Below are 20,359 nucleotides of genomic sequence, written 5' to 3' on the forward strand. Positions count from 1 at the left end.
CTCGGGTCACGGGCGGATGCCGGTGGTTTCGGCAGGCGCGTCGGACGTTCCTCTCTGGGGCGAGTTAATTGGCTGATTAATTTTTCTCGCCTTCACGCCAGCGAGGCAAGCGCTTTTCATGCATGGGCGCATCATAAAAACGGCGCGCATTTCTGCGCGCCGCGGAAGATTTGTGTTGAGGCGCTATCAGCCGGCGGCAGTGACGGCGCGCTGCGCCATCACCTTGATCAGGTTGGCGCGGTACTCTGCAGTGCCGTGAATGTCGGCCAGCAGATTGCTCGCCGAAATGTTCACGCCATTGATTGCTGCCGGCGACCAGTTCGCCTTCAGCGCTGCCTCGATTGCAGGCACCCGCATCACGCCGCTTTGCGAGGCGCCGGTCGCGGCGACGCGGATCTCGCCCGATTTCGTCTGCGCGACGAAGACTGCGGTCAGCGCGAAGCGTGAGGCCGGATGCCGCATCTTGGCGTAGCCCGCCTTCGCCGGAACCGGGAACGACACCGCGGTGATGATCTCGCCGTCTTCAAGCGCCGTCGTGAACAGGCCCTTGAAGAAGTCTTCCGCAGGGATCGACCGCTTGTTGGTCTTTACGGTAGCGCCGAGCGCGAGCAGCGCGGCCGGGTAGTCCGCGGCAGGATCGTTGTTGGCGATCGAGCCGCCGATCGTGCCGCGGTAGCGCACGGCGGGATCGCCAATCAGTGACGCCAGATAGGCGAGCGCGGGGATCGCCTTCTTCGCGGCGTCGCTGGTGGCGACATCGTAATGCGGCGTGGCGGCTTTGATGGTCAGCGTGTCGCCGGCGGCCTCGATACCGGTCAGCTCCTTGATCTTGCCGAGATCGATCACGTCGGAGGGGCTGGCGAGGCGCTGCTTCATCACCGGCAGCAGCGTCTGGCCGCCTGCGAGGAACTTTGCATCGCTGCCCTTCGCGAAGAGAGAGGCTGCCTCATCGACTGAGGAGGCGCGATGATAAGTGGTCTGATACATCTTTGATGCTCCCTCTTAAGCCGCGTGGATCGTGCGCCACACCCGGTCCGGGGTTGCAGGCATTTCCAAATTGTTCTTGCCGATCGCATCCGTGATCGCGTTGATCACGGCCGCAGAGGCGCCGATCGCGCCGGCCTCACCGCAACCCTTGATGCCGAGCGGATTGCCCGGGCACAGCGTCGTGGTGTGGGAGAGATTGAACGAGGGTAGATCGTCGGCGCGCGGCATGGAGTAGTCCATGAACGAGGCCGTGACCGGCTGGCCGTTGGCATCGTAGATGGCGTGCTCGAGCAGTGCTTGTCCGATGCCTTGGGCAAGACCGCCATGGACCTGGCCCTCGACGATCATCGGATTGATCAGCCGGCCGAAATCGTCGGCCGCGACGAAGTTGACGAAGGAGGTCTTGCCCGTGCCGGGATCGACCTCGAGTTCGCAGATGTAAGCGCCGGCCGGGAAGGTGAAGTTGGTCGGGTCGTAGAAGGCGCTTTCCTTCAGGCCCGGCTCCATCCCGTCAGGCAGATTGTGTGCGGTGTAGGCCGCAAGCGCGACCATCGGCAGCGCAATCGCCTTGTCGGTACCGGTCACCTTGAACTCGCCGTTCTCGATGACGATGTCGGCTTCCGACGCTTCGAGCGCATGCGCTGCGATCTTCTTGGCCTTGGATTCCATCTTCTCCATCGCCTTCAGGATCGCGGTGAGACCGACAGCTGCGGAGCGGGAGCCGTAGGTGCCCATGCCGAACTGCACCTTGTCGGTGTCGCCATGGACGATCGAGACCTGGCTGATGGGAACGCCCAGGCGCTCTGCGACGAGTTGGCAGAACGTGGTCTCGTGACCCTGTCCGTGGCTGTGCGAGCCCGTGAGGATCTCGATGGTCCCGACCGGGTTGACGCGCACCTCGGCGGATTCCACAGGCCGACGCCGGCGCCGAGACTGCCAACCGCCTTCGACGGCGCGATACCGCAGGCCTCGATGTAACAGGACACGCCGATGCCGCGCAGCTTGCCGTCGGCCTTCGCCTTTGCCTTGCGGGCGGGGAAGCCGGCATAGTCAATTGCCTTCATCGCGGCGTCGAGCGAGGCATTAAAGTCGCCGGTGTCATAGGCCATGATCACGGGCGTCTGGTGCGGAAACTGGGTGATGAAGTTGGTCCGGCGCAACGCGGCCGGATCGACGTTCAACTGCCGCGCCGCGGTCTCCATCAACCGTTCGATCAGATAGCTTGCTTCGGGACGGCCCGCGCCGCGATAGGCATCGACCGGCGTGGTGTTGGTGTAGACCCCGACCACCTCGGCGTGGATCGCCGGGATGTTGTACTGGCCCGACAGCAGCGTCGCGTAGAGATAGGTCGGCACCGATGACGAGAACAGCGACATGTAGGCGCCGAAATTGGCGTAGGTCTTCACCTTCAGTCCGGTGATCTTGTTGTTGGCATCGAACGCCATCTCGGCATGGGTCACATGGTCGCGGCCATGCGCATCGGTGAGGAAGGCCTCGGTGCGGTCGCCGGTCCACTTTACGGGACGGCCGACCTTCTTCGAGGCCCACAGCGCCACCATCTCTTCGGGATAGATGAAGATCTTTGAACCGAAGCCGCCGCCGACATCGGGGGCGATCACGCGCAGCTTGTGCTCGGGAGCGATGTTGTAGAACGCCGACAGCACGAGGCGGGCGACGTGCGGGTTTTGCGAGGTCGTATAGAGAGTGAAGTGCTCTTCCGCAGCGTCGTAATCGGCGATCGCCGCGCGCGGCTCCATCGCGTTCGGGGCGAGGCGGTTGTTGGTGACGTCGAGCTTGACGACGTTGGCGGCCTTGGCGAAGGCGGCATCCGTCGCACCCTCGTCGCCGATCACCCAGTCATAGACCTGGTTGCCGGGGGCCTCAGGATGAAGCTGCGGCGCGCCGGCCTTGATGGCGGCGTGGATGTCGGCGACGGCCGGCAACTCCCAATAGTCCACGACGACAGCTTCCGCAGCATCACGCGCGAGGTTCTTGCTGTCGGCGATCACGACCGCGACGGCCTGACCGACGAAGCGCACGGTCTCCGGCGCCATAGCCGGCCATGCGCCCATCTTCATCGGGCTGCCGTCCTTGGAGGTGATGGCCCAGCCGCAGATGAGGTTACCGACCTTGTCGTCGACCAGCTCTTGTCCGGTGAGCACTGCGACCACGCCCGGCATCTTCAGCGCGGCGGAAGAATCGATCTTCCTCACCTTGGCGTGCGCGTGCGGGCTGCGGATGAAATGGGCATGGGTCATGCCCAGCAATTTGATGTCGTCGACGTACCGGCCCTTGCCGGTGATGAAACGCTTGTCTTCCTTGCGCACGACGCGCGCGCCGATGCCTTCAACACCCATGTCTGGTCCTCCCGACCGGAATTGTCTTGACTGCGCTTTCCCTCGAAAGCCGCAGCGCTGGTTCTTTTTTCGAGGCGCGCCGCTTTACTCGGCCGCCTGCGAGACCTTCATGCGTCCGGCTGCATCGAGCACGGCTTTGACGATGTTGTGATAGCCGGTGCAGCGGCAGATATTGCCTTCGAGCTCGTGCCGGACGGTAGGCTCGTCGAGCTGGCCGCCATGACGGTTCACGATGTCGATCGCCGACATGATCATGCCCGGGGTGCAATAGCCGCACTGCAGGCCGTGATTGTCCCGGAAGGCGGCCTGCATCGGGTGCAGCTCGTCACCCTTGGCGATGCCTTCGATGGTGGTGACGTTGGCGCCGTCGGCCTGGCCGGCCAGCATGGTGCAGGACTTCACCGCCTTACCGTCCATGTGAACGACGCAGGCGCCGCACTGGCTGGTGTCACAGCCGACGTGGGTTCCGGTGAGGTTGAGGTTTTCGCGCAAGAGTTGGACCAGCAGCGTGCGGTCCTCGACGTCGACGGCGACGGCCTTGCCGTTCACCGTCAGTTTGACTGTAGACACGGAACATACCTCCCGGGATTGGTTTTGATTGTTTCTAATTAGAGACCGCGGCGCCCGGGCTTGGCAACTAGGATTTTGGTCGCCCCGGTCGGCCTTTGGCCGATAGAGCCTCGAATTGCGCCAGCCTGACGAATTTACCGGCCTTTATCCATTCTGCCCTAGTTTTGCGCATCCGGGTCTGGGGCGGGGCGCCCCTTGATTGCGGCTGAAGAGAATAAATGGGGGTTGGGAATGTCCGGGCGTACCGCGTCGCAGTCCAAGCGCAACATATTTCCGACTCTGCGGTTTCGCGCCAAGATCATCCTCGGCTTTGCTGCCGTGCTGGTGATCTCCGCCGGCAGCATGGCCTTCGCCTATTTCGGGTTCGAGCGGGTCTCAACCGGCGTCGGGTCGTACCGAAGCAGCGTCTCGGAGGCCGATCTCGCCCGCAATATCGACCGCGAGCTGCTCGGCTACCGTTCGGCCGTCAAATATTTTGTCGTCACCGGCAAGGAAGATGATGCCAAGGTGGCGCTCGCCGCCGAGGCCAACCTGAGGAGTGCCATCGACCAGGCCGTCAAGAGCGCCAAGACGCCGGCACGGCAGGACAGTCTTGGCAAGCTCGCCAACGAGTTCTCGAATTTCTCCGCGACCTTCGCCAAGGTTCTCCAGGCCAAGCGCGACAGCACGCTGCTGGTGCAGAACCAGCTCTCGCGCCAAGCCAATCTGCTCAAGTACAAGCTCGACGATATCGGCAATAACGCCTCCGATTCCGAGGCGCAGTCGATCGAGTTCGGTACCAAGCAGGTCAACGCCCAATTCCAGACCGCAAGCGCGGCGGCGACCAATTTCGTGCTGACGTCCGACCAGGCGATCGCGACAAGTGCGCTGGCCCGGCTGAAGTTCGTCGAGAACTCGCTCGGCGCGGTCTATTCCATGGACGACAAGATCGTCGCAGGCCTCAAGGACGCCAAGACCATCCTTGTCGCCTATCGGGAAGCGCTTGAGAAGCTGATCGTCAATGCCAAGACGGTCGACGAACTCGTCACCGAGATGAGCGGCTCGGCGGGTGCGATCCTTCGCGGCGCCACTGCCATGAAGGCTGATCTGGTCGCCGAGCAGCAGCGGCTGGATTCGGAATCGGAAGCGACCATCGGCAAGACCGAGCAACTGGTGCTGATGCTCGCCGTCGGCGGCACGCTGCTCGGCGCGGTTCTGGCGTTCCTGCTCGGCACCGGCATCTCGCGGCCGATGATCGCGATGTGCAAGGCGATGCGCGAGCTGGCCGCGGGCAATTTCGATGTCGTGCTGCCGGGTTTGGGGCGCAAGGACGAAATCGGCGAGATGGCCGGCGCGGTTGAGGAGTTCAAGGTTCAGGCGGTCGCCAAGGCCGAGCGCGATGCGGCCGCCAGCGAAGCCCAGAACAAGGAGGCCGGCGCTGCCCGCCGCGCCGAACTGATCCGCTTTGCCGATGATTTCGAGAGCGCCGTCGGCGCCATCGTCTCCAACGTCTCGGCCTCCGCCGTGCAGCTCGAATCCTCGGCCTCCACGCTGACCCGTACCGCCGAGACCACGCAGACCCTGTCGAGCCAGGTCGCCGGTGTCTCCGAACAGGCCTCGAGCAACATGCAGTCGGTCGCCACCGCGACGGAAGAGCTGTCGGCTTCGGTCGAGGAGATCGGCCGTCAGGTCCGCGATTCCAGCCGCATCGCCGAGGCCGCCGTGGTGCAGGCCAAGGAGACCGACGGCCGCATCGGCAAGCTGTCGCACGCCGCCCAGCAGATCGGCGAGGTCGTCAAGCTGATCACGGCGATCGCCGAGCAGACCAATCTTCTGGCGCTGAACGCCACCATCGAAGCAGCCCGCGCGGGCGAAGCCGGCCGCGGCTTCGCGGTGGTCGCGAGCGAAGTCAAGTCCCTGGCGAGTCAGACCGCCAAGGCCACCGACGAGATTTCCTCGCACATCACGGGCATGCAGGGCGCCACCGCCGAGTCGGTCGCCGCGATCAAGGAGATCGGCGCGACCATCGGCAAGATATCGTCGATCTCGACCTCCATCGCGAGCGCCGTCGAGCAGCAAGGCGCCGCGACCCAGGAGATCGCCCGCAGCGTTCAGACCGTTGCCCAGGGCACCCAGACCGCCGCCACCGATATCGGTCAGGTCAACCGCGGCGCCGCCGAAACCGGCTCGGCTTCGGAAGAGGTGCTGAATTCGGCCAAGACGCTGTCGAGCGAAAGCACGCGGCTGCGCGCCGAGCTGGATCGCTTCATGGCGAATATCCGGGCGGCGTAAGGGATCAATCCCTCCCAAACGCCCGCTTCAGCTCCACCTTCGCTTTCTCCAACCGTTCACGCTGCGTCTTTGGCAGCGTCTTGCCGGCGCGGTTGATATAGAACGTCAGCATCGACAGTGCAGAGCGATAGGCGCCGGTCTTGCGGCGCGCGCTATGCTCGGCGGAGCGCTTCAGTGAGGCCGCGATCCGCTTCGGGCTCGTGAGCGTGAACACGCCGCGCCTGAGGTCGAGTGCGTCGCTCTCCTTTGTGACACGCTGCGACCAGCGTTTTGGCGCCGCGCGCTTTGTGCTCTTGCGCGCGGTGCTGCGCCTCGCCCCAGTCTTGTGTGCTGCGGTTTTGCGCGAATGTGTCGTCTTTCTGACATGAGCCATGCGTCAACTCCTTGTGGCTCCAGCGGAAACGGCCGGCATTCGGCGGCGTTCCCAAGGGAACCTGCTCTTGCGGCAGACGTTGTCGCGGGTGGCAGGCGGAATGCCGCACCCCCATGACCCAGCAACGCGATGGAATTGCAGCAGAGCCCGGCGCTGAATGATGGACCTGCAGCCTCGATGGAGGCCGCGACCGATCGCATCATCGAGACCAGCATTCCCGCGCGGCTCGATGCGCTGCCCTGGAGCGGCTTTCACAGCCGCGTGGTGCTGGCACTCGGGATCACCTGGATTCTAGACGGCCTCGAGGTGACGTTGGCCGGCGCGCTCTCAGGTGCGCTGAAGCAGAGCCCGACCCTGCACTTCTCCAACCTCGATCTCGGTGTTGCCAATTCCGCCTACCTCGCCGGCGCGGTGCTCGGCGCGCTCGGCTTCGGCTGGCTCACCGATCGCATCGGACGCAAAAAGCTGTTCTTCATCACGCTCGCGCTCTACCTCTCCGCGACGGCCGCGACCGCGCTGTCGTGGGATATCGCAAGCTACGCGCTGTTCCGCTTCCTGACCGGCGCCGGCATCGGCGGCGAATACACCGCAATCAACTCGACCATTCAGGAATTGGTGCCGGCGCGCTACCGTGGCTGGACTGACTTGGTCATCAACGGCAGTTTCTGGATCGGCGCGGCGATGGGCGCGGTTGCGGCCATCGTGCTGCTTGATCCCGCGGTGATCGGCCCCGATCTCGGCTGGCGTTTTGCCTATCTCATCGGCGCGACCATCGGTCTCGTCGTGCTCTTGATGCGGATGTGGATCCCGGAAAGCCCGCGCTGGCTGATGATCCATGGCCGCCCGGAGCAGGCTCACAAGATCGTCGACGACATCGAGCGTTCGGTGATCGGGTATGATCAAGATGCGGGCGATGGACGCTTCGCCAAGATGCGCCTGAAGATGCGCGATCACACCCCGATCAGCGAAGTCGTGCACACGCTGTTCTTTGTCTATCGCCGGCGCGCGCTGGTCGGCCTCGTGCTGATGGTCGCGCAAGCCTTCTTCTACAACGCGATCTTCTTCACCTTCGCGCTGGTGCTGACAGACTTCTACGGCATCAGCGCCGACCATGTCGGCTGGTATCTGCTGCCATTCGCCGCCGGCAACTTCCTCGGTCCGCTGCTGCTCGGTCGCCTGTTCGATACGCTCGGCCGCCGCGCGATGATCATGTTCACCTATGGCGTCTCGGGCCTGCTGCTCGCGGTGTCGGGTTATCTGTTCTCGATCGGCGCGCTGAGTGCGCAGGGGCAGACCATTGCCTGGATGGTGATCTTCTTCTTTGCCTCGCCTGCGGCGAGCGCCGCCTATCTCACTGTGAGCGAAACCTTCCCGCTCGAAGTTCGCGCGCTGGCGATCGCGGTGTTCTATGCGGTGGGCACCGGCATCGGCGGCGTCGTGGGCCCGGCGCTGTTCGGCGCCCTGATCGACACGGGTTCACGCAACAGCGTGTTCGCCGGTTATTTGCTGGGGGCGGCCCTGATGATCGCGGCCGCGATCGTGGCGTGGCGCTACGCCGTCTCCGGAGAGCGCAAATCGCTCGAACAAATAGCACGGCCGCTCGCCTCCATGGAGTAGACTCATGAAATCGGAACTCGCTGAATTGGATCAGAAGCACGCCATGCTCGACGAAGAAGCGCCCGATGCCGTGCCGGTGCCGCATGCACTCGTCCCGCATCTTGGTGAGACCGCGATCCTGCTCGATATCGACGGAACGCTGCTGGATTTGATGCCGACGCCGCGCGAGGTGTGGGTGCCGCCGGGCTTGTCGGAAACGCTGAACCGGCTGACGGAACGCACCTCAGGTGCACTGGCCATGGTGAGCGGTCGCTCGCTCAACGACATCGATCTGATCTTTGCGCCGGATGTGTTTCGCGCCGTCGCCGGTCACGGTGCGGAGATGCGGCTGTCGGTGGCCAGCGAAGCCGACGACGTTCACGCGCCGCCGATGGACAAGGAACTGAAGCGGCGGCTGGCCGCGATCGCAAAGCTCAGTCCCGGCATTCTGCTCGAGGACAAGGGCTATTCGCTGGCGCTGCATTACCGTCTCGCGCCGCATGCGGAGAAGGCGATCTATGAAGCCGTCTCGCTGATCCGGGCCGATCTGCCCAATGCGCCGATCGAGGTGCTGCCCGGCAAGTTCGTTTGCGAGATCAAGCATTCCGGTTTCACCAAGGCAACCGGCGTGCGCGAGCTGATGAAGCACGAGCCTTTCAAGGGGCGCCGCCCGATCTTCATCGGCGACGACGTCACCGATGAAACCGTGTTCGCGATCATGCCCGAGATGGACGGGCTCTCGTTCTCGGTGGGCCGCCGCGCCGTCGGCGTCAACGGCCACTTCGATGCGCCGAACGATGTGCGTGCGTTCCTCGCGCACCTGCTCGACGATACAAGGTTGGAATAAGGCATCGTCATCGCAGAGCCACATTGTGACGCGTGCAGTTCCATTACGGGTTAACTCAAGCCCCGTAAATTTCACGCCAAGGCTCTCTTTCCAGAATGAAATCCCCGGGTTCCCCAGGAAAACTGGTTCCAGCGCGCGCGCCTGACTTTGGTTTCATTTCGCAGAAATGATGACCGGAACCATATTGATGAACGGCAGTTAAACGGGGTGGAATGAACAGGAGGGGACGACCTGTGAATTTAGTCGTCATTTCGAATCGAGTTGCGCGCGGGAAACCCAACGAGCCCATGACCGGCGGCCTCGCTGCGGCATTGCTTCCGGTCGTGGAGCATTCGGGTGCCATCTGGGTGGGTTCCTCCGGTCGCGTTCGTGACGGCCATCAGAAGGAGCCTTTCGCCGAGATCGAGGCGCTGGGCTCTGGCGCGATTGCGACGCTGGATCTGCCAGCAGCGCATTACGGCGGCTACTACGAAGGTTTCGCCAATTCGGCGCTGTGGCCGGCGCTGCATTCGCGCAGCGATTTGATCCGCGTCTCGCGCGACGACTATGTCAGCTATCGCGAGGTCAACGCGTTCATGGCGCGCGCCTTGATGCGCTTCCGCAAGGCACAGACAGCGTTCTGGGTGCAGGATTATCATTTCCTCGCGCTCGGCGCGGAGCTGCGCGATCTCGGCGTCGATGATCCCATCGGTTTCTTCCTGCACACGCCATGGCCGGTCGCCGCGGTGATGCAGGGCGTGCCCAATCATCGCGAACTGATCGCGGCCATGCTGGCTTACGACCTGCTCGGTTTCCAGACCGAGGAGGATTGTCAGAATTTCCTTGGTTATGCCGGCGGCGAGCTCGGCCTCGACGTCGAGGACGGCGTGGTGCTCTCGCAGCATGGACGGACCCGCTGCGAAGTGTTTCCGATCGGTATCGACGCCGAGAAGTTCGCAGCTTATGCCGCGAAATCGGCCTCGCACCCGGACGTCTCGCGCCTGCGCCGCAGCCTCAATGGTGAGCGGCTTGCGATCGGCGTCGACCGGCTCGACTATTCGAAGGGACTCGTCAACCGCATCAGCGCGTTCGACCGTCTCTGGACCGATCAGCCGCAGTTCGCGCGCAGCATCTCGCTGCTGCAGATCGCCAACCCGTCGCGCGGCGCGATCGAGGCGTATGGCAATCTCCAGAACGAAGTCGCCCGCCTCGTCACCGACGTTAACGGCCGACATGGCGAAGTCGACTGGACGCCGATCCGCTATCTCAACAAGGGTTTCAGCCAGACCGTGCTGGCGGGCCTTTATCGCACCGCGCAGATCGGCGTGGTGACGCCGCTGCATGACGGCATGAACCTTGTCGCCAAGGAATATGTCGCCGCGCAAAACCCGGCCGATCCCGGCGTGCTGGTGCTGTCGAAGTTCGCCGGTGCCGCCAACGAGCTCGAGACAGCGCTGCTGGTCAATCCGCACGACATCGACGGCATGGCCCGCGCCATCGCGGTCGCCGCCGCGATGCCGCTTGCCGAACGCAAGATGCGCTGGGATGCGATGATGAAGACGCTGCGTGGCCACACCATCCAGCAATGGTCGTCCGATTTCGTCGCCGAGCTCGAGAAGTGCCGCACCGAGAAGGTCGCGGCCGCTCCGCTCGCCACGCAGCCGCCGCAGGCGCTGCGCTGGTTGAAGTCCGCGATATCGGGTGTGCGGTTGATCTGACTCGCTGCTCCTTCGCGCCGTTCTTACCGGGAGGGGCGAGCCTCAATAGCAATACGACACGCCGTCCAGAATCGCGCACGACCGCTTGTTCGGCGCGTTCGGATCGTCCATTGGCACCACGCCCTTGCCTTGGCCGACGAACACGCCGGGTCCGATATGCACCGAGCTTTTGTTGCCAATGATCACGCTCTGGTGCGGGGTTGAACTGGAACGGGTCCCGTCCGGCCAGAGGACGGTATCGCCCGAAAGCACCCCGCGCCGCCCATCGTCGCAGGTGACATCAATGCCCTGACGGGGTGCAGGCCTGTGCGCTTGCCGACGCGGTCAAGGCGGCGCCAAGAGCCAAGACAAGGGCCAAAATCAGGCCCAGCGCGGCAATGGCTTTGCAGATGGTCATTGTGTCCCAGCGGGTGTTTGGCGTCATCGCGTGAATCGTCGCGCCAAACCCGCGCCTGGTTCAGCCTTAGACAGGTTCCGGGCGGTTTCGTGATGCGACATATTTTCTTGTAATTACAACACGTTGCGGAAAATTCACGCGTTTTATCTGCGATCCCTTGCAAAATCACCGGCGCCCCTTCAAGAGAGGGCGCTCCGGAGAGATGGCCGAGTGGCTTAAGGCGCACGCTTGGAAAGCGTGTGTGCGGGAAACCGTACCGTGGGTTCGAATCCCACTCTCTCCGCCACTTGCGCGATTTTTGAACGTTGTTTGGATCGCATCAATCTCGGATCATCGCGCTGGTTTATTGACTTAGGGGCCGGCAATCGTCGCCAAGCGCCCGAGCAGGGTCGCCTCGGCCTTGGGAGTCAGACGGTAGCCTTCCGCCAACTCGACGATGTCGCGCCGGCGACCCACGCGTCCCACAATCCCTCACAAACACCTCGGTGTACCTGCGCGTGTTGAAATCATAAGGGTCGGCGACAAGGTCGAAAGCGATCATCAGCTCGTAACAAGGCGAGTCGTCGTAGAAGGTGCCGGTCTCGGGACGGACGATGACATCATGGCTGGCGACGCGCCGCTCGAAGTCCGCCATGCTGGACTTGACCGAATGGCTGGTGGACAAGATCGGGGAGATCGCCGAGGCCGATAGCGCCAGATTTCTCGTCGGAATGCAGACCATCGACTCCAGCCGATGTCCGAGAAGCCGCGCCGGTGAGGGCTGGCGTCTAGCTTTCCACGGATGACACGCCATTTTCCCTCTCCCACGCGCTTCAGCGTGGGGTCGTTCACCCGCACGTGCTCGGCGAGAAAGTCGATGAAGGCGCGCACCCGCGCGGGCAGCGGCGCTGTGTGACCGACATAGACGGCGTGGATGTCCTCGCGGTCGCCGGGATTGTAGTTTTGAAGAACCGGAACAAGATGTCCGGCCTCGATGTCGGGGCCGATGTGGAAGAGGGCGAGACGGGCAAGGCCGACGCCGCCGAGCGCAAGGCGGCGGGCTATCTCGCCGTCGCTGGCGCGCGTGGCCGGCGGCGGCACGGCTTCCTCGGTGCGGTCGCCGCGCTTGAACGGCCAGCCGCGGATCGAGCGCGGAAACGTCCAGCCGATGCCGCGGTGATCGGCGAGATCCGCCGGCGTCTTCGGCGTGCCCGCGCGTGCGAGGTAATCCGGCGCGCCGACGACGACCATGCGGCTGGTGCCGAGTTTGCGCGCGATGAGGCGTGAGGCGCGCAGGGGGCCGGCGCGGATGGCGACATCGGCGCGCTCCTGCATCAGGTCGATCAGCGTGTCGGTCAGCACCAGATCGAGCGTGACGTCGGGATGCTCCGCGAGAAAGCGCGGGATCAGCGGCATCACATGCAGCATGCCGAAGGGAATGTTGCTGTTCACCGTGAGGCGACCGCGCGGCGTGGCGCCGGATGGGGCTTCACGTTCGGCTTCCTCCATCTCGCCGAGGATGCGCACGGCGCGCTGGTAGAAGGCCTGGCCTTCCTCCGTCAGCGTCAGCTTGCGCGTGGTGCGGTTGATGAGCCGCGAGCCGAGCCGCGCCTCCAGCCGCGAGATCAGCTTGCTGACGCCCGATGGCGTCAGGCGCAGTTTTCGTGCGGCCTGGGTGAACCCGCCGAGGTCGATGACGCGGGCGAAAACCTCCATCTCGGCGGAGCGGTTGGTGTCGAAACGGGCCATGTTGAATTCACGTCACAAATGATTGGATTGCGGATATTCTAATGGTTTTGCGCAGGTGCGGCTATCTGCGTGGCTCGTCTTCATCCATCGGAGCCACGCATGCCTCCCGCCGTCCTCGCGCTCACTGCCGGTGCCTTCGGTATCGGTACCACCGAATTCATCATCATGGGCCTGCTGCTCCAGGTCGCCGCCGACATGCATGTCTCCGTGCCGGTCGCGGGCCTGCTCATCTCCGGCTATGCGCTCGGCGTGTTCGTCGGCGCGCCGGTGCTGACGCTCGCGACACGTCGGCTGCCGCGGAAGACCGTACTGCTGGCGCTGATGGCGATCTTTACGCTCGGCAATGCAGCGTGTGCGCTCGCGCCGAACTATGAGCTCCTAATGGCGGCGCGCGTGCTGACCTCGCTCGCGCACGGCACGTTCTTCGGTGTCGGTTCGGTCGTTGCCACGAGTCTGGTTGCCGAGGACAAACGCGCCTCGGCGATATCGACCATGTTCATCGGCCTCACGGTCGCGACCCTGCTCGGCGTGCCCTTCGGCGCCTGGCTCGGCGTGATGCTCGGCTGGCGCGCGGCGTTCTGGGCGGTGACGGTGATCGGTGTGATCGCCTTTGCGGTGGTCGCGGCGCTGGTGCCCGGGCATGTCGGCAACGGCGACAAGCCGATCTCGCTGGCCGAGGAGATCGCCGTGCTCGGACGAGGACAGGTGCTGCTCGGCCTCGCCATGACCGTGTTCGGCTTTGCCGGCCTGTTCGTCGTTTTCACATATATCCAGCCGATCGTGACGCGCTTCACCGGCTTCTCGGAGGCCGCCGTTTCGCCGATCCTGCTGGTGTTCGGAGTCGGGCTTGCGATCGGCAATGTCGCCGGCGGCAAGCTCGCCGATCGTGGTCTCGCCCGCGCGCTGACCGGCACGCTCGCCGCGCTCGCCATCGTGCTGCTTGGTCTCTCCGCCGTGCTATCGGGCAAGATACCCACCATCGCGCTGGTACTGCTGCTCGGCATCGCGGCGTTTGCGACCGTTGCGCCGCTGCAGCTGCGTGTGCTGGAGGCGGCCGGCCCGAGCGGCCGCACGCTTGCCTCGAGCCTCAACATCGCCGCGTTCAATCTCGGCAATGCGCTCGGTGCCTGGGCCGGCGGCGTCACCATCGATCGCGGGTTCGGCCTCTCCGCGCTGCCGCTGGTTGCGGCCGGCATCACCGCGGTCGGACTCGTGCTGGCGCTGTGGAGCCTGCAGCTCGATCGCAGACAGGCCGCCGTCGCGGCGTGCCCGGCGGAATAGGGGAGACGCACATGGAATACCGCAATCTCGGCGCTTCCGGACTCAAGGTGGCCGTTCTCAGCTTCGGCACCGGCACCTTTGGCGGCCAAGGCCCGCTATTCTCGGCCTGGGGCCGCAGCGGCACTGATGAGGCACGCACGCTGGTCGACATCTGCCTCGAGGCCGGCGTCAATCTGTTCGACCGCGCCGACGTCTATTCGAACGGCGCCTCCGAGGAGATTCTCGGCGCCGCGATCAAGGGCCGACGCGGCAAGGTGCTGATCTCGACCAAGATGAGCCTGCCGATGGGCGACGGCCCGCTCGATGCCGGTTCCTCCCGGCATCGCCTGCTCGCCTCGGTGGAATCGGCGCTGCGGCGTCTCGGCACGGACTATATCGATCTGCTCCAACTCCATGCCTTCGACGCCTTCTCCGATCGAGGAGGTGCTGTCCACGCTCGACACGCTCGTGCGCGCCGGCAAGCTGCGCTATGTCGGCGTCTCCAATCTCGCCGGCTGGCAGTTGATGAAGTCGCAGGCGATCGCCGATCGTCACGGCTGGCCGCGCTATGTCGCGCATCAGGTCTATTACTCGCTGCTCGGCCGCGACTATGAGTGGGAGCTGATGCCGCTCGCGCGCGATCAGGGTGTCGGCGCGCTGGTCTGGAGCCCGCTCGGCTGGGGCCGTCTCACCGGCAAGATCCGGCGCGATCAGCCCTTGCCGCAAAACAGTCGTCTGCATGCGACGGCGCAGTTCGGTCCACCCGTGGACGAGCAGCGGCTCTATGCGATCGTCGATGTGCTCGACGCGATTGCCGAAGAGACCGGCCGTACCGTGCCGCAGGTCGCTATCGCCTGGCTGCTGTCGCGTCCAACGGTATCATCCGTGATCATCGGTGCTCGCGACGAGGCGCAGTTGCGCGACAATCTTGGTGCTATCGGCTGGTCGCTGAGCGTGGATCACCTCAAGCGGCTCGACGCGGTCAGCGCGGTGATGGCGCCTTATCCCTACTATCCCTATCGCATCCAAGACGGATTTGCGCGACTGAACCCGCCGCCGGTATGAGCGGCGGCGGCCGCTGACATTTGGTCGCATTGGTGATTGCCGCTAACGCGCCATGCAGAAACGGACCTGTACAGGCCCGTATGCCCTCCGTAACCTTCGCCGCGCAATTTCAGGAGATGCGGCGTGGCGAACAAGACGGCGAAGGCAAAAAAGATTTCGAAGAAAGCAGTGAAAACCTCTGGCAAGAAGAGTCCGGTGCGTAAAGGGACCACCAAGAACGTCGCGTCGCCAGTGCGCAAATCGGCCGCCGCGCGCCGTCCCAAGGGGCCGGCCTGGCAATGGTCGGCAGTGGAGACCGCGGCCGCGATCCGCTCCGGCGTAATCTCTGCGGTAGAAACCGTCGAGGCGCATCTGGAGCGAATGCATGCGGTCAACCCCCGGCTGAACGCGGTCGTCGTCGATCTCGGCGAGGACGCGCTGAAGGTCGCGCATGCGGCCGACGAGCAGCGCGCCAAGGGCGGCGAGCTCGGCCTGCTGCACGGCGTGCCTGTCACCATCAAGGAGAATGTCGACTTCGAAGGCCGGCCCAATTTCAATGGCGTTCCCGCCAACAAGGACCTTGTCGCGCCGTCGGATTCGCCCGTGGTGCGCAACCTGAAGAAGGCCGGCGCGATCGTTCTCGGTCTCACCAATACGCCCGAATTCTCGTTCCGTGGCTTCACTGACAATCCGCTGCACGGACTGACGCTCAATCCCTGGGACCCGAACATCACCTGCGGCGGCTCCTCGGGCGGCGCGGGTTCGGCGGTTGCCGCCGGCATTGGCACTATCGCGCATGGCAACGACATCGGCGGCTCGCTGCGCTGGCCGGCGCATTGCAATGGTGTTGCTACCATCAAGCCGACGCAGGGGCGCATCCCGGCCTTCAACGGAAGTGCCACCGCCGAACGGCCGATGCTGGCGCATTTGATGTCGGCGCAGGGGCCGCTCGCCCGCCACGTCGGTGACGTACGCCTTGCGCTGGAGGTAATGAGCCAGCGCGATCCGCGCGATCCCTGGTGGGTGCCGGCGCCGTTGAGCGGGCCGAAGCCGAAGGGCCCGATCAAGGTCGCGCTGGCCAGGATCCCGGGCGACATGGCGGTCGATTCGGCGGTGAGCGCGGCGCTTCGCCAGGCCGCCGATCATTTGGAGCGCTCAGGCTATCGCGTCAGCGAGGTCGAGGTGCCCGACATCAACGGCGTCTGGCAGACCTGGTGCGACATCATCACCAACGAGACGGTGGTGATGCAGGAGGCCGGCATGCTGAAGGTCACGTCGGAGGACTTCCACAAGGCGTGGGGCGGCATGAAGATCAAGGCCAACGTGCTCGATCTCAAGGCGTGGATGCAGGCGACAGCCGCGCGCAACGGCCATATCCGCGCCTGGCAATTGTTCTTCGAAGAGTATCCGGTGGTGCTGGCGCCGACCACGGTAAAGCCGACGCCGGGACCGCGCGACGACACCGTCAGTGCCGAACGGGTGCAGGAAATCTTCTGGGGTGAGATCCGCTTCATCTCAGCGATCAACGTGCTGGGGCTGCCCGGCGCCGTGGTGCCGGTGGCCGTGCACGACGGCAAGCCGATCGGCGTCCAGCTCATCGCAGGCCGCTATCGCGAGGATCTGGCGCTGGACGCTGCCGCCGCGGTCGAGAAGCGCGCGGGCGTATTGACCCACCGGCTCTGGGAGACGATGGAGTAGGGTGATAAAATCGGCGCGTCCCTTCTCCCGTACGGGAGAAGGGACTGACAACAAATCCGAGAGATGAACCATGCCGGACAATCCTCCGATCATCCTGCATCACTTCGGCGAGTCGCCATTCTCTGAGAAGTCCGACTCATTTCGGTAAGCTGAGAGCAATTGATTAATCCCAATTGATTCAAATTTTAGCCAATTCACCAATAGCCATTAGGGTTACTTCCTCGATCTCTAAGCGAATTATTGTCCGCTTTACCACCCGCCTCTAACAGAGGGACGGCGGACAACGCACATGCCTCATACAGGCCGATAAGTGCGGCCCGCTCCACGCGGAGGTGGCACGATGCGCAACGAGACGATCGCTATTCACGCCGGCTACGAGCCCGAGGCCACCACGCACGCGGTTGCCGTGCCGATCTACCAGACCGCCGCCTACGCCTTCGACAGCGCCGACCACGGCGCGGCCCTTTTCAATCTCGAGGCCGAGGGCTATCGCTATAGCCGCATCGCCAATCCGACCAGCGCAGTGCTGGAGAAGCGCATCGCCCAGCTCGAAGGCGGCGTCGGCGCGCTCGCAGTGGCGACCGGCCAGGCAGCGCTGCATTTCGCCTTCGTCAATGTCGCCGACCACGGCGGCAACATCGTATCTGTGCCGCAGCTATACGGTACCACCCACACGCTGCTCTCGCACATTCTGCCGCGACAGGGCATCACGGGCCGCTTCGCCGAGAGTGACAAGCCCGAGGCGATCGAGAAGCTGATCGACGAGAATACCCGGGCAGTATTCGCCGAGACCATCGGCAATCCCGCCGGCAATGTCTGCGACATCGAGGCGCTGGCCCGGATCGCGCATGCCCACGGCGTGCCGCTGATCGTCGACAACACCGTCGCCACGCCCATCCTGCTCAAGCCGTTCGACTATGGCGCCGACATCGCCGTGCATTCGCTGACCAAGTTTTTGGGTGGCCATGGCACCACGCTCGGCGGCGCCATCGTCGATTCCGGAAATTTCCCCTGGGCCAAGCACGCCGATCGCTTCCCAGGCTACAACAAGCCGGACGCCTCCTATCACGGCCTCGTCTATGCCGAGCGCTTCGGCAAGACCGCCTATATCGAGCGCGCGCGCAGCATCTATCAGCGCACCATGGGTTCGGTATTGTCGCCGTTCAACGCCTTCCTGCTGCTTCAGGGCATTGAGACGGTGGCGCTGCGCATGGAGCGCCATTGCGAGAACGCCCGCAAGGTCGCCGAATTCCTCCGCAACGATCCGCGCGTTGCCTGGGTCAACTATACCGGGTTCCCGGACAGCCCCTATTATCCGCTCGTCCAGAAGTATCTCGACGGCAACGCCTCCTCGCTGTTCACCTTTGGCATCAAGGGCGGCATGGAAGCCGGCAAGACGTTCTATGATGCGCTGAAGCTGATCACCCGGCTCGTCAATATCGGCGACGCCAAGTCGCTGGCCTGCCATCCGGCCTCGACCACGCACCGGCAAATGTCGCCGGAGCAGCAGCGCACAGCCGGTGTACTGCCGGAGACGATCCGCCTCTCGATCGGCATTGAGCATGCCGCTGATATCATCGAGGACATCGACCAGGCGCTGGAAAAGGCCTGTCCGGCCGCGCGTCTTCAGGCGGCGGAGTAGGCAATCGGGCCGATGAGCGTCTTGATCGACAGGGATCAAGGTATCGCAAGCCCGGCGCTGGTGCCGGCCGAAGGCGACCTCGTGCGCAATCATGCCGGCACCGAGCTCAACATCGGGCTGATCAACAACATGCCTGATACGGCGCTGAAGGCGACCGAGCGGCAGTTCATGAAGCTGCTCCAGGCTGCTGCAGGGCCGCGCCGCATCCGCTTCCATTGCTTCTCGCTGCCGTCGGTGAAACGCTCGCCGGAAGCCAAGTGGCACGTCGAGAGCGAATACTCCGATCTCTCTGATCTCAAGCGTCGGAAGTTCGACGGGCTGATCGTGACCGGTGCCGAACCGGTCGCGTCCGAGCTCGATCGGGAGCCGTACTGGCGCGACCTCACCGAGTTGATCGACTGGGCCAGGACCAATACCCGCTCGACGATCTGGTCATGCCTTGCCGCCCATGCGGCGGTGCTGCACCTCGATCGCATCGAACGGCAGCGGCTGCCATCTAAATGTCATGGCGTCTTCGACTGCGAGACTGTGACAGGCGACGCGCTGACGCGCGATGCGCCGGCGCCGCTCAAGGTTTCGCATTCGCGCCTCAACGAAGTCACCGAGGGAGATCTTACGCAGGCCGGCTATCAGGTGCTGACCCGGTCGGCCGAGGCTGGCGTCGACGTCTTCGTCCGCCAGTACGACAGCCGCTTCGTGTTCTTCCAGGGGCACCCGGAATATGACGCGCTGTCGCTACAGCGCGAATATTTGCGCGACGTCGGCCGCTTCCTCGCCCGCGAGCGGGAGGCCTATCCGGCGCTGCCCGTGAGCTATTTTGACGCAGTGACGGAGGAAAGACTCGCACGCTTCGAAAAGCGGGCAAGGCACCAGCGGCACCCGGCACTGACTAATGAATTGCCGGCGCTGACCTTGCGAACCGATATTGCGGCCGGCAGCGCCGCGGCCGCGCTTTTCCGCAATTGGCTGCAGTATATCGGCGCGGAAGCGCCGCTGCCGGCGCGTCAAGCCGGGGCTGTTGGTTCAGCATTAGGATTACCCAAGCGTTAAGCTTGCCTCAGGCCGCGCGCAAATGTTTCAGTAGAGAAATATGCAATCACAGGGAATGCACCCGTGCTGTCGGTCCTCAACGGACGCTTGAGCAATCGGCTGGCCCGGCATTTCCGCGCCACGCCGCACCGCTTGCCGGCGCAGGCGCCGATGGTGAGCTTCACCTTCGATGACGCCCCCGACAGCGCCGCAGGCGAGGGCGCCTCGTTGCTGGAAGCGCATGGCGGGCGCGGCACGTTCTATCTCGCCGGCAGCTTGATCGATCAGCCGGGAGACCACTGGCACGGCCTGTCGAACGATGCGATCGTCCGGCTGCATCGCGGCGGCCACGAGATTGCTTGCCACACGTTCTCGCATTTGCGCGCCGTCGATCTCGACGAGAGCGCGATGGCGCGCGAGATCGAGCGGAACCGCAGTTATTTTCTCGGCATCGACTCCTCGATCCGGCTCGAGAATTTCGCCTATCCGTATGGCCTCGCCTCGGTCTGGCGCAAACCGCAACTCGCCCAAAGCTTCCGCTCCGCGCGAGGCATCCTTCCGGGCGTCAACAGCGATGTGATCGATCTGCAGTTCCTGCGCGCTTCGCCGTTGGTCAATTGCGAGATCGATACGGCGGGCGTAGATCGTTATTTCGACGAGGCGATCACAAGCGGCGGCTGGCTGATCTTCTACGGCCACGATGTCGCCGACGCGCCGAGCCCCTATGGCTGCACGCCGGCCCTGATGCGCCATGCGTTGAAAGCTGCGGAAAAGCGCAACATGCCGATCGTGACGATCGCCGAGGCGCTGCGCAGGATCGGGGCGTAGCTTTTAGCCTGTGCCTGCTTGCGCGGAGAAGATGG

General features: G+C 64.2%; 13 protein-coding genes, 1 tRNA gene and 4 pseudogenes. 12 read left to right on the plus strand and 6 right to left on the minus strand.

The window, feature by feature from the left end; translation table 11 throughout:
• Nucleotides 1-186 precede the first annotated feature (186 nt).
• The 3 genes and pseudogenes from ACTGJ9_RS07280 to ACTGJ9_RS07290 form a co-directional block, all read right to left on the minus strand.
• Entirely contained in the window at nt 187-987 is an 801-nt protein-coding gene (locus ACTGJ9_RS07280; protein WP_456676515.1) for an FAD binding domain-containing protein, read from the minus strand.
• A 15-nt stretch (nt 988-1,002) separates the two neighbouring features.
• Nucleotides 1,003-3,344 (minus strand): annotated as a pseudogene (locus tag ACTGJ9_RS07285) (xanthine dehydrogenase family protein molybdopterin-binding subunit).
• Between the two features lie 84 nt (nt 3,345-3,428).
• Nucleotides 3,429-3,914, minus strand: a complete 486-nt coding sequence (locus ACTGJ9_RS07290; protein WP_456676516.1) for a (2Fe-2S)-binding protein — start codon at nt 3,912-3,914, stop codon at nt 3,429-3,431.
• Nucleotides 3,915-4,145: 231 nt separating this feature from the next.
• Here ACTGJ9_RS07290 and ACTGJ9_RS07295 point away from each other — a divergent pair, with 231 nt between their 5' ends.
• The gene (locus tag ACTGJ9_RS07295) at nt 4,146-6,185 is read left to right on the plus strand and encodes a methyl-accepting chemotaxis protein (protein ID WP_456676517.1); all 2,040 of its coding nucleotides are present in this window, start codon (nt 4,146-4,148) and stop codon (nt 6,183-6,185) included.
• Between the two features lie 4 nt (nt 6,186-6,189).
• Here the strand turns inward: ACTGJ9_RS07295 and ACTGJ9_RS07300 are convergent, their stop codons facing one another.
• Entirely contained in the window at nt 6,190-6,558 is a 369-nt protein-coding gene (locus ACTGJ9_RS07300) for a DUF3175 domain-containing protein (protein WP_456676518.1), read from the minus strand.
• Nucleotides 6,559-6,687: 129 nt separating this feature from the next.
• Here ACTGJ9_RS07300 and ACTGJ9_RS07305 point away from each other — a divergent pair, with 129 nt between their 5' ends.
• From ACTGJ9_RS07305 to ACTGJ9_RS07315, 3 genes are all read left to right on the plus strand, one after another.
• Nucleotides 6,688-8,175, plus strand: a complete 1,488-nt coding sequence (locus ACTGJ9_RS07305) for an MFS transporter (RefSeq protein WP_456676519.1) — start codon at nt 6,688-6,690, stop codon at nt 8,173-8,175.
• Between the two features lie 4 nt (nt 8,176-8,179).
• Entirely contained in the window at nt 8,180-9,001 is an 822-nt protein-coding gene (gene otsB / locus ACTGJ9_RS07310) for a trehalose-phosphatase (RefSeq protein WP_456676520.1), read from the plus strand.
• Between the two features lie 233 nt (nt 9,002-9,234).
• Complete coding sequence (locus ACTGJ9_RS07315; RefSeq protein ID WP_456676521.1) at nt 9,235-10,698, plus strand: trehalose-6-phosphate synthase; 1,464 nt, start codon at nt 9,235-9,237, stop codon at nt 10,696-10,698.
• A gap of 42 nt (nt 10,699-10,740) precedes the next feature.
• On the opposite strand, the pseudogene ACTGJ9_RS07320 reads toward ACTGJ9_RS07315, so the two are convergent.
• Nucleotides 10,741-11,095, minus strand: a pseudogene (locus ACTGJ9_RS07320) (hypothetical protein).
• A gap of 196 nt (nt 11,096-11,291) precedes the next feature.
• Between ACTGJ9_RS07320 and ACTGJ9_RS07325 the strand changes: the two are divergent.
• Nucleotides 11,292-11,381, plus strand: a tRNA-Ser gene (locus ACTGJ9_RS07325).
• A 494-nt stretch (nt 11,382-11,875) separates the two neighbouring features.
• On the opposite strand, the pseudogene ACTGJ9_RS07330 reads toward ACTGJ9_RS07325, so the two are convergent.
• Nucleotides 11,876-12,823 (minus strand): annotated as a pseudogene (locus ACTGJ9_RS07330) (LysR family transcriptional regulator); the annotation flags it as partial.
• Between the two features lie 99 nt (nt 12,824-12,922).
• On the opposite strand from ACTGJ9_RS07330, the gene ACTGJ9_RS07335 reads away from it, so the two are divergent.
• From ACTGJ9_RS07335 to ACTGJ9_RS07365, 7 genes and pseudogenes are all read left to right on the plus strand, one after another.
• A complete protein-coding gene (locus tag ACTGJ9_RS07335; protein WP_456676522.1) occupies nt 12,923-14,104 on the plus strand; it encodes an MFS transporter in 1,182 nt (393 codons plus the stop codon).
• A gap of 11 nt (nt 14,105-14,115) precedes the next feature.
• Nucleotides 14,116-15,148 (plus strand): annotated as a pseudogene (locus ACTGJ9_RS07340) (aldo/keto reductase).
• 80 nt (nt 15,149-15,228) lie between these two features.
• Nucleotides 15,229-15,351, plus strand: a complete 123-nt coding sequence (locus tag ACTGJ9_RS07345; protein ID WP_456678789.1) for a hypothetical protein — start codon at nt 15,229-15,231, stop codon at nt 15,349-15,351.
• Entirely contained in the window at nt 15,317-16,825 is a 1,509-nt protein-coding gene (locus ACTGJ9_RS07350; protein ID WP_456678465.1) for an amidase family protein, read from the plus strand. Before ACTGJ9_RS07345 ends, ACTGJ9_RS07350 begins: the two co-directional genes overlap by 35 nt.
• Before the next feature lie 340 nt (nt 16,826-17,165).
• Entirely contained in the window at nt 17,166-18,467 is a 1,302-nt protein-coding gene (locus ACTGJ9_RS07355) for an O-acetylhomoserine aminocarboxypropyltransferase/cysteine synthase family protein (protein WP_456676523.1), read from the plus strand.
• A 12-nt stretch (nt 18,468-18,479) separates the two neighbouring features.
• Nucleotides 18,480-19,517 carry a homoserine O-succinyltransferase MetA gene (gene metA, locus ACTGJ9_RS07360; protein WP_456676524.1) on the plus strand — a complete coding sequence of 346 codons (1,038 nt, stop codon included), beginning with the start codon at nt 18,480-18,482 and terminating at the stop codon, nt 19,515-19,517.
• A gap of 63 nt (nt 19,518-19,580) precedes the next feature.
• Entirely contained in the window at nt 19,581-20,324 is a 744-nt protein-coding gene (locus tag ACTGJ9_RS07365) for a polysaccharide deacetylase family protein (RefSeq protein ID WP_456676525.1), read from the plus strand.
• Nucleotides 20,325-20,359: the final 35 nt, after the last annotated feature.

This window comes from Bradyrhizobium sp. RDM12, assembly GCF_051917485.1.
Taxonomy (GTDB): Bacteria; Pseudomonadota; Alphaproteobacteria; order Rhizobiales; family Xanthobacteraceae; genus Bradyrhizobium.